General features: G+C 37.0%; 12 protein-coding genes and 1 pseudogene. 11 read left to right on the top strand and 2 right to left on the bottom strand.

Annotated features, from left to right (window positions below):
* The first annotated feature begins 309 nt into the window (after nt 1-309).
* Nucleotides 310-525, top strand: a complete 216-nt coding sequence (locus ABS301_RS03500) for a DUF1858 domain-containing protein (RefSeq protein ID WP_349670881.1) — start codon at nt 310-312, stop codon at nt 523-525.
* Between the two features lie 136 nt (nt 526-661).
* Nucleotides 662-1,300, top strand: a complete 639-nt coding sequence (locus tag ABS301_RS03495; RefSeq protein ID WP_349670880.1) for an NAD(P)H-dependent oxidoreductase — start codon at nt 662-664, stop codon at nt 1,298-1,300.
* Nucleotides 1,301-1,634: 334 nt separating this feature from the next.
* On the opposite strand, the gene ABS301_RS03490 is transcribed toward ABS301_RS03495, so the two are convergent.
* Nucleotides 1,635-1,967, bottom strand: coding sequence for a winged helix-turn-helix transcriptional regulator (locus tag ABS301_RS03490; protein WP_349670879.1), 333 nt, complete (start codon nt 1,965-1,967; stop codon nt 1,635-1,637).
* Between the two features lie 46 nt (nt 1,968-2,013).
* On the opposite strand from ABS301_RS03490, the gene ABS301_RS03485 reads away from it, so the two are divergent.
* The 8 genes and pseudogenes from ABS301_RS03485 to ABS301_RS25770 all read left to right on the top strand — a co-directional run bounded on the left by ABS301_RS03485 (nt 2,014) and on the right by ABS301_RS25770 (nt 7,114).
* Complete coding sequence (locus ABS301_RS03485) at nt 2,014-3,048, top strand: NAD(P)H-dependent flavin oxidoreductase (RefSeq protein ID WP_349670901.1); 1,035 nt, start codon at nt 2,014-2,016, stop codon at nt 3,046-3,048.
* Nucleotides 3,049-3,068: 20 nt separating this feature from the next.
* A complete protein-coding gene (locus ABS301_RS03480; protein WP_349670878.1) occupies nt 3,069-3,947 on the top strand; it encodes a radical SAM protein in 879 nt (292 codons plus the stop codon).
* A gap of 59 nt (nt 3,948-4,006) precedes the next feature.
* Nucleotides 4,007-4,984 (top strand): NAD(P)H-dependent flavin oxidoreductase, encoded by a 978-nt coding sequence (locus tag ABS301_RS03475; RefSeq protein WP_349670877.1) that lies wholly within the window; start codon nt 4,007-4,009, stop codon nt 4,982-4,984.
* Nucleotides 4,985-5,176: 192 nt separating this feature from the next.
* Nucleotides 5,177-5,332 (top strand): annotated as a pseudogene (locus tag ABS301_RS25775) (TetR/AcrR family transcriptional regulator); the annotation flags it as partial.
* Between the two features lie 3 nt (nt 5,333-5,335).
* Nucleotides 5,336-5,749, top strand: coding sequence for a TetR family transcriptional regulator C-terminal domain-containing protein (locus tag ABS301_RS03470; RefSeq protein ID WP_349670876.1), 414 nt, complete (start codon nt 5,336-5,338; stop codon nt 5,747-5,749).
* 141 nt (nt 5,750-5,890) lie between these two features.
* A complete protein-coding gene (locus ABS301_RS03465; protein ID WP_349670875.1) occupies nt 5,891-6,571 on the top strand; it encodes a flavodoxin family protein in 681 nt (226 codons plus the stop codon).
* A gap of 13 nt (nt 6,572-6,584) precedes the next feature.
* Entirely contained in the window at nt 6,585-6,803 is a 219-nt protein-coding gene (locus ABS301_RS03460; protein WP_349670874.1) for a hypothetical protein, read from the top strand.
* Nucleotides 6,707-7,114, top strand: coding sequence for a flavodoxin family protein (locus ABS301_RS25770; protein WP_502877929.1), 408 nt, complete (start codon nt 6,707-6,709; stop codon nt 7,112-7,114). Before ABS301_RS03460 ends, ABS301_RS25770 begins: the two co-directional genes overlap by 97 nt.
* 155 nt (nt 7,115-7,269) lie before the next feature.
* Here ABS301_RS25770 and ABS301_RS03455 read toward each other — a convergent pair whose 3' ends face one another.
* On the bottom strand, nt 7,270-7,707 hold the full coding sequence (locus tag ABS301_RS03455) for a MerR family transcriptional regulator (protein ID WP_349670873.1): 438 nt from the start codon (nt 7,705-7,707) through the stop codon (nt 7,270-7,272).
* Between the two features lie 126 nt (nt 7,708-7,833).
* Between ABS301_RS03455 and ABS301_RS03450 the strand changes: the two genes are divergently transcribed.
* Nucleotides 7,834-8,823: an alpha/beta hydrolase gene (locus ABS301_RS03450; RefSeq protein ID WP_349670872.1), complete on the top strand. Its 990-nt coding sequence runs from the start codon at nt 7,834-7,836 to the stop codon at nt 8,821-8,823.
* Nucleotides 8,824-8,847: the final 24 nt, after the last annotated feature.

Raw genomic sequence — 8,847 nt, 5'->3', positions numbered from 1 at the left:
TGAAAAACTATAACTCAAAAAGCTCTAATTATATGGAATTAATTATGACATGGATATTAACCATTATATAAGGTACTGTTTTATTAAGCGCTTACCACAATTGCACGAAAATTTATTACTTTGGTTCATATTTTCCCCACCATAAATATATATTATGCTTTTAAAAGTGCGTAAAAACACATTAGTATTATTTTAGATAGTATGTTCTAAAAATAATTGTACTTGTTCATAATGAGATAATCCAATAAAATAGTTATAAACATTTGGTATGGAAAATCATTAAAAAGCTTTGAGAAGGAGAATAAAAATATGAATTATACAGTAAATAAGGACACTTTGATTGGAGAAATAATAAATACTGATCCAAATACAGCAACATTTTTTCTTGATATGGGGATGCGTTGCTTAGGATGCCCATCTTCAACTGGTGAAAGCCTAGAACAGGCTTGTAAAGTACATGGAGTTCCAGTGCAGGAATTAATCAGTACGCTTAACAATCATTTTGAATCATATTCAACAAAATAAATGATAACCAATATAAATGAAATTATGGTTTATAAATTTAAGCAAAGGATTAATCAAATGTAAGGGTTAATTAATGAAAAAAATAATATTATATTAAAACAGAGAAAACAATATGAATTAAAGGAGATATTTAATTATGAAAGTAGTTGCAATAAATGGTAGCCCTAGAAAAGGATGGAATACTGAGAAATTACTAAAGGAAGCTTTGAGAGGTGCTGAGTCCGCTGGTGCAGAAACTAAATTAGTACAGTTATATGATTTAAAATATACTGGTTGTAAAAGTTGTTTTGGATGTAAAAGAAAGGGAATGGAATCCTGTCATTGCATCTTAAAAGATGAACTTACTTCTGTATTGGAAGAAATTTTTGAGGCAGATGCAGTGATTTTAGGATCACCAATTTATTTTGGAAGCCTCACCGGACAAATGATCAGCTTTCTCGAAAGACTGAAATTCCCTCTTTTGTCATATGATGATTTCAGTAGACAATTATTTGATGGAAGTATTAATGTTGCTTTTTTCTATACAATGAATGAACCAAAAGAAAATTATAAAAATGTGATGGAACAATCTATACAATCGCATTCTCAGATTTTACAACGTCTTGGAGGAAATGTAGAAACTTATGCAAGCTGTGACACATATCAGTTTAATGACTATTCAAAATATCATTCCGGTGCCTTAAATGAAGCACACAAGAGAAAAGTCAGAGAAACGCAGTTTCCTAAAGATATGGAAGCTGCATATGAAATTGGTTGTAAGCTTATGAGCAAATAACCATTATGATGAACGGTACAAACTAGTGGTAATAAATCTGAGGTAGAAAATAATATGGAAAAGAACAACTCATGAAAAATATATTAGTTTTAAATGGTGCCGCAAAAAAGGACGGTAATACAGCGTCATTGGTTAGGGTAACCGATTTCTTTAAAAAAAGACACTTATCATTATATCTACTTTCAATGACTATATCTACTTCGTCTCAATCAATAGCTTTGGATATTGTACTTGAAATAATTCAATAGAGAATGGCGACATTATGGAGTTAGTAAGTTTTTGCTGATATGTGGAAAGAGGGAAAACACAATTCGTACATTGGGCAGAATCAATATTATTTTAGATTATTTATACTCCATTCATTGATTTCATAGAGGATGGGAATAAAAGATTGTCCTTTTTTAGATATTGAATATTCAACTTTTGGTGGAACTTCTCGATAAACGTATCTGTCAATTAGACCAGATGCTTCTAACTCACGTAGCTGTTTTGTGAGGGTAGCTTGGGTTATTCCTTGAATCTGGCGATGTAGTTCACCAAAGCGTATTTTTCCAGCATTAAGAATCCATATTATAGATATTTTCCATTTTCCTGAGAGAGCAGCTTGAAATTCAGGTATTCCACAGGCATGATTGCTTTCTTTATTAACGCTGAAGTCATCGTTCATTTATATTATCCTCCATTAGTATCATTTATGATAGTATCTATTAAAAATAACAGTACTTGAATATTTTATTATATCTAATATACTTAAGAAAGTAAAGGAGAAATTCACAATGGAAAATAAAGTATGTAAAATTCTAGGAATCAAAAAGCCAGTTATTGCGGCGGCAATGACCTGGATAACCAATGCTGAGTTTGTAGCAGCGGTTAGCAATGCTGGAGGTGCTGGAGTCATTGGATTTAACGCAGGTGTTACAGAGGCTGCAACAGATCCAGTCGTTGCTGCAGAGAACTTAAGAAAACAAATAAGAAAAGTAAAAGAACTTACGGATAAGCCTTTTGGAGTCAATATTATGATTGCTCCACAGCTAGATCCATTCACACAGGCAACATTGGACGTTTTTGAAACAGATCGCCCTGATTTCGTTTTGGCATTGCCAATAGAACCGGCAAATCCTGAAATATATAAGAGACTTAAGGAATTGGATATTAAGATTGTAAGCAGGCCAATGAATTCAACCGTAGAGAATATGATTGCTGCTGAAAAAGCAGGTGCTGATGTTTTGATTTGTACTGGTTCAGAAGAAGGTGGACATGCACCAGAAATTAATGTAAGTCTAATATCACGTTTTCCGGAAATCAAAAAAGCTGTGTCGATTCCATTGATGGCAGCAGGTGGGATAGCAGATTTTTTAGCAGCAAAAGCTGTGTGTGCAATGGGAGCTGATGGTATTTATGCAGGAACCCGATTTATTGTATCAAAAGAAAACCCTGCAGCACAATCTGTAAAAGAAAAAATTATCGATACAAAAGCTGAAGAGTTGATTCACATACCAGCTAATCCGGGTTATTTATATTTAGTACCAAATGCTACGAGCTTGGAGTGCAAAAAGATGGAATCAGATGGAAAAAGCAGAGAAGAAATAAGTGCCTATTATTCCCAGCAAGGTTCATTTAGAACAGGAATGCTGCTTGGAAATCAGGATGAGGGATTTATCAATTGTTCTCAAGCAATTAACGTTATTACCGACATAAAAACATGTAAGGAAATTGTTGATGAGTTGGCAGAACCTTTTGAAAGTTAAAGCAAAGAAGAGGGAATGTTATGCATTATACAGGCACACTCTATATTAACCCCTATGAACCATCATCTCCACTATTGGAAGTCACGCAAGGATGCACGCATAATAAATGTAAATTTTGTAATATGTATAAATCAATTCCCTTTCGTATGTCCCCATTAAATTGGATCGAAGAAGATTTGCAAGAAATTGCTAATTGCTATCCTGATACTACAAGACTGCAATTAGTTGGAGCGGATCCTTTTTGTATGGATTTTAAGCATCTTGCTACAATATGTGATTTGGTACATCAGTATTTACCAAAAGTGTTAACTATGACAATGGGTGCTCGTGTCACTAATGTCAAAAATAAGACAGTTGAAGAGTTACGTATACTCAGAGAAAAAGGTATTACAGAGATAAATCTTGGAGTCGAAAGTGGTGATGATTGGACTCTTGATAGAATCAATAAGGGATATCATTCTGCCGATATAATAGAACAATGTCAAAAGCTTGATTTAGCTGGAATCAATTATTGGATGACTTTCTTAAATGGCGTGACGGGGAAATCCCATAGTCTCGAACATGCGATAAATTCCGCGAAGATATTTAGTCAGTGTAATCCGACAGTTGTAGGAACTGGAGGATTAACACTTTTTGAAGGAACAGAACTTTGCAGTGAAGCAGAAAATGGTATTTTTGATCCGCTGGATGAAAAAGAACTTATGATTGAATTGAAAACATTTATCAAAAACCTAACATGTGAACCCAAGAAGTTTATTACGCATCATACAAGCTCACTAAATTTGACAGGACCATTTTTGTCAAGAAAACATGAAATGATCGAGGCTATACAGTATGGGATAGATCATTTTGACATGAAAAAGCTAAGTGAGAGGCGTAATAAAAAGGAATATCTGTAATAAATTCAGTTTACAGATGATGTTAGAACTATATTCAATGAGAAAAAAGGAAGGATCAAATGAAAAACAGAGTATGTGAAGTATTAGGAATAACGAATCCTATTATTCAGGGACCATTTAATTGGATTACTAATGCAGAACTAGTTGGCGCTGTGAGCAAAGCGGGTGGATTAGGCGTACTGGGATTCAACGCAGGACATAGCACCGCAGTATATACGGGTGAAGAAACCAAAGAACGAATGAGAGCAGAGATAAGAAAGGTTCGTGAGATTACAAGAAACCCGATTGGATTAAATATTGCGCCTTCTAGCAATGTTGAACAAGATATTTTCACTCAACCAATGCTCGATTTAATGGTAGAAGAAAAAGTTCCTGTTGCAGTTATGGTTGGTAATCTGGCTCCTTATTGGATTTCAAAATTTCACGAAAACGGAATTAAGGTTGTATTTAGAGCTGCAACCCCTAATGAACAAAATACACGAGAAGCAGTAAAGGAACAAGTAGATGTGATTGTTGCGACAGGCTTTGATGAAGGTGGAACAATTCCAGAGAAAGCCATTGGCACATTTTCAATCATCTCATTGATTGTGGATGCAACTAAAGGAAGGGTACCTGTTATGGCAGCGGGAGGTATCGCTGATGAAAGAGGTGCTAAAGCTGCTTTTGCGTTAGGAGCAGAGGGATTGTTTGTTGGAACAGCGTTTCTTTTGTCAAAGGAATCTCCTTTGGCTGAAAATATTAAAGAACAGGCTATTAAATCAAAGGCAGATGATTTGTTGATGTATAGAACAATTCCGGCATTCTATCGTTCATTACCAGGAGAATTGCCAAATAAATTACTTCATATGTCGAAAGACGGCGCAACTGAAGAAGAAATCTACAAAGCACAAAATGAATATGTTGGAATGAGAGATGGTATGCTGTTTGGTGACTTGACGAAAGGTTATGCATCCTTTGGATTAGGTATTTCATTTATTCATAGCATTGATTCTGTTGAGACTATCATGAACAGGCTAATGAATGGAGTTGCATTGTGATTGAATTGATTCACGAATCAACCACTCTCGACCGTAAAATTATAACATTACAGGTTAGATAAAAGGAACAGAGAAGTTGAACTTTTCTGTTCCTTTTTACCAATAATAGAAGTTGTACGCAAAGATCAGATTTTAATCAAAAAAATATTAAAACCACCTAAAAATAACCGAACGTTCATTTATAATAACAACATGAGAGTAAGAGATGAAAATAAAAAAGATGCAATATTTGCGGCAACGATTGATTTGATCAATGAAATCGGTTTTGCCAATTTGTGTATGTCTCAGATTGGGAAAAAAGCTGGGGTTTCTTCTTCAACCATATACGTCTATTTTGAAAATAAGGAGGATATGATCAAAAAGGTTTACCTAGACGTGAGGGAAAAACTCAGTGCCACCCTATCTCGGAACATTGAACAGTCTGTGCCCGTCCGGCAGGTGATGGAGCAGGTAATCCACAATATATTGGACTTTACTTTGGAATACACGGCATGCTTCTTCTTTTTGGAGCAGTTCTCGAACGCCCCTATGCCGGGTGAGTCCTGCGTGGAGGATACGGTCAAAATGCTAAAACCTGTGTTTAATGTGATTGAGCGCGGCCAGCAGGAAGGCATACTGAAAAAGACCGACCCGGTGCTGCTATGGACTTTTTGTTATTACGGAACTACGCAGATCGCAAAGGCGAGGCTGATATTGAAACAGGGATTCTCAGATTCGGAAATAAAAGAATTGGAGCAAATATGCTGGGATGCAATAAAAGCGTAAACTGACAAATGGGCGGAGGCCCATTTATTCAGAGATTTTAATAAACGATTGTTTGATTAAATATAAAAATGAGGAGATGTTGACATCGTAACTATCCGGCACAGCCGGAGAAATTTTTACTGAAATCAAGGAGGTATAAAAATGAAAGTATTAGCAATTAACGGAAGTCCAAGAAAAGACAAGAACACAGCAACAATGCTAAAAAATGCCCTTGAAGGTGTTGCCTCACAGGGAGCTGAAATCGAGCTTATTCATTTATATGACCTTAACTTCAAGGGCTGCACCAGTTGTTTAGCCTGTAGGCAGACGGACGGAAAAAGTTTTAGCAAGTGTGCAATGCGCGACGAACTTACCCCAGTGTTGGAAAAAATTTTGGATGTTGATGCCATACTCTTAGGGTCTCCCATCTACTTTACCTCGATGAGCGCAGGGATGAGGGGATTCTATGAGCGTGCCGCTTACCCATATATGCCACTCGGTTACGGAGACTCCTCGCGATTCCCAAAGAAAATCAATATTGGGCTCATCTTAACCTTAGGGGCAGAAGAGAAACTCATAAAAGAGATGGGGATGGACCGTCACTTTGAGCTAACAGAGAAGATGATGGGATTTATATTCGGTTCGGCAGAATTGCTGATTGCCGCGAGCGCAAACATCTATAAAGACGATACGAAGAATGCCGCTCCAAACGACGAGTTCGATGAGTTTACCAAGCGCAGTGAGGAAATGTTCACAAACAATTGCATGAAAGCCTTTGACATGGGTGTGCGGCTTCTCGAGAATAAAAATCAAGACTTTAGCGACTTCATTAGGAAAATGTAAGAGGAGGGTAATCATGTCAATCAAAGTACTGGCAATCTGCGGTGCAGCCCAAAAGAATCGCAACACCGCCACCATGCTCAAAAGCGCCTTTGACGGTGCGATGAGCGTTCCCGGCGCCACCGGGGAAATGGTCGGCTGTATGACCTTAATTTCAAGGGCTGTATTGGCTGCCACTCCTGTAAGCTGCTTGACGAGGGCAAGTTTGCCCATTGCGCCATCCGGGATGATTTAGCGCCGATACTTACAAAAGCAATAGACGCCGACTTGCTGCTCATCGGCTCACCGATTTATTTCGGCGACATAACCGGAGAAACGCGTTCATTTTTGGAACGTTATTACTTCCCCGGCATGACCTATAACAAAGATCGGGTTCCTACGTATCCAAAACGCACAAAAACAGGTTGGGTTTTCACCATGAACGCGCCCGGCGAGTTTTACAAGGATTTATTCACCGGTCTTGTCGGTACGGCAAGCTATATCACTGAAGACTCCTCCGAGTATGTTATGGCATGTCATACACAGCAGTTTAAACATATCCATTAGGTTCTGCCACTTATCAGTCATGTGAAAGATAAGTGGCAGAAAGGATAATAAAAGAGTCGAACAGTTGATTCGCTAGATACACGGTCGATATCCTCACAAAAACGGAACTTCAGTATTGATGAAAGATGAAATAAAAATTATTACGGATTAATGCGCTATTTATGTGCATGGTCATAGAGTTTTTGGATATCGGATGGAAGATGATTAGGAAGCATTTCGTTTAAATGATCTTCATTTCCATCTTTGATTGCTTGCTCATAATACCAACATTTAAACCGGAGCATATCAAGGGTTTTCTGCATTTGTTTGATTTCCCCCTCGACAGCCTTTTGACGTTTTTCAAATAGTTCTTTTCGATTAACGTAAGTTGAACTGCCTTCACCGCACCACTGCATAAATTTCTTGATATCTTTTATTTCCATACCTGATTTTTTGAGACAGTCAATAACACGGATTCCTTCAATTTCAGTATCGTTAAATTTACGGATACCCGATGTTCTTTCCATATTAGGAAAGAGCCCTTCTTTGTCATAATAGCGTAATGTAGATATTGGTAATCCAAACAGTTTAGACACTTGTCCGATAGTATACATAAAAATCTCCTTATAAAAAACGTCCTTAATAAAAAAACTCCTTGACCTAAAGTTAGGTTTAGGAATTATGATAATTATGATATCAAATATAATCAGAAAAATCAAATAAAATATGGAGAGTTTAAAATGGAAAAATTACATTTAGTCTCTGATTGGGACAAAACATTTGCAAAGAGTGAGAAGATTGAACATAAGAAGGTAAGATTCCATAATCGATATGGAATTACCCTTGCAGCCGATATGTATACACCAAAGAGTGCAGAAGGAGAGCTTGCTGCAATAGCAGTTAGTGGACCATTTGGCGCAGTCAAGGAACAGTGTTCAGGACTCTATGCACAGACTATGGCAGAGAGAGGTTTTTTAACAATCGCTTTTGATCCTTCTTTCACGGGGGAAAGTGGTGGCCAGCCAAGATATATGGCATCTCCAGATATCAACACGGAAGATTTCCAGGCTGCAGTTGACTTTCTGTCTACACAGGATAATGTGGATCCAGAGCGAATTGGAATTATTGGTATTTGTGGTTGGGGAGGAATGGCTCTTAACACAGCTGCCCTTGACACAAGAATTAAGGCAACGGTTGCATCAACTATGTACGATATGACACGTGTATATGCTAATGGATATTTTGACACTGAGAATAGTGCTGATGCAAGATATGAGAAGAAAAAGGTGCTTAATGCTACAAGAACAAAAGAGTACAAGGAAGGTAATTATACACATGTTGGTGGATGTCTGTCTCTTCCAGTGCTTGAAGATGTTCCTGGCTTTGTAAAGGACTATAGTGAGTATTATAAAGGTCGTGCATATCATGAAAGATCCCTTAATTCTAATGAAGGATGGAATATAGTAAGTTGTATATCATTTATGAATCAACCGATTCTCCAGTATTCTAATGAAATCAGAAGTGCTTGTCTTTTAATTCATGGTGAAAAGGCACACTCATGTTATTTTAGCAAAGATGCTTTTGAAAATATGGCTAAGGACAGCGCATATGCAGATAATAAAGAACTTATGATTATTCCTGAAGCAGTCCATACAGATCTTTATGACAATCTGGATGTGATTCCATTTGATAAGATTCAAAGTTTCTTTGATCAGTATTTAAATAAATGAAGAACAAGCCTGCAAATAAAAAGT

It is taken from the genome of Lacrimispora sp., assembly GCF_031982545.1.
In the GTDB taxonomy this organism is placed as follows: Bacteria; Bacillota; Clostridia; order Lachnospirales; family Lachnospiraceae; genus Lacrimispora.
Note: the sequence above shows the minus strand (reverse complement) of the source record. Positions and strands in the feature narration are given on the sequence as shown.

Coding starts and splice junctions, on each gene's coding strand:
- ABS301_RS03500 (WP_349670881.1), top strand. CDS start 310: ATGAATTATACAGTAAATAAGGACACTTTGATTGGAGAAATAATAAAT.
- ABS301_RS03495 (WP_349670880.1), top strand. CDS start 662: ATGAAAGTAGTTGCAATAAATGGTAGCCCTAGAAAAGGATGGAATACT.
- ABS301_RS03490 (WP_349670879.1), bottom strand. CDS start 1,967: ATGAACGATGACTTCAGCGTTAATAAAGAAAGCAATCATGCCTGTGGA.
- ABS301_RS03480 (WP_349670878.1), top strand. CDS start 3,069: ATGCATTATACAGGCACACTCTATATTAACCCCTATGAACCATCATCT.
- ABS301_RS03475 (WP_349670877.1), top strand. CDS start 4,007: ATGAAAAACAGAGTATGTGAAGTATTAGGAATAACGAATCCTATTATT.
- ABS301_RS03470 (WP_349670876.1), top strand. CDS start 5,336: ATGATCAAAAAGGTTTACCTAGACGTGAGGGAAAAACTCAGTGCCACC.
- ABS301_RS03465 (WP_349670875.1), top strand. CDS start 5,891: ATGAAAGTATTAGCAATTAACGGAAGTCCAAGAAAAGACAAGAACACA.
- ABS301_RS03460 (WP_349670874.1), top strand. CDS start 6,585: ATGTCAATCAAAGTACTGGCAATCTGCGGTGCAGCCCAAAAGAATCGC.
- ABS301_RS03455 (WP_349670873.1), bottom strand. CDS start 7,707: ATGTATACTATCGGACAAGTGTCTAAACTGTTTGGATTACCAATATCT.
- ABS301_RS03450 (WP_349670872.1), top strand. CDS start 7,834: ATGGAAAAATTACATTTAGTCTCTGATTGGGACAAAACATTTGCAAAG.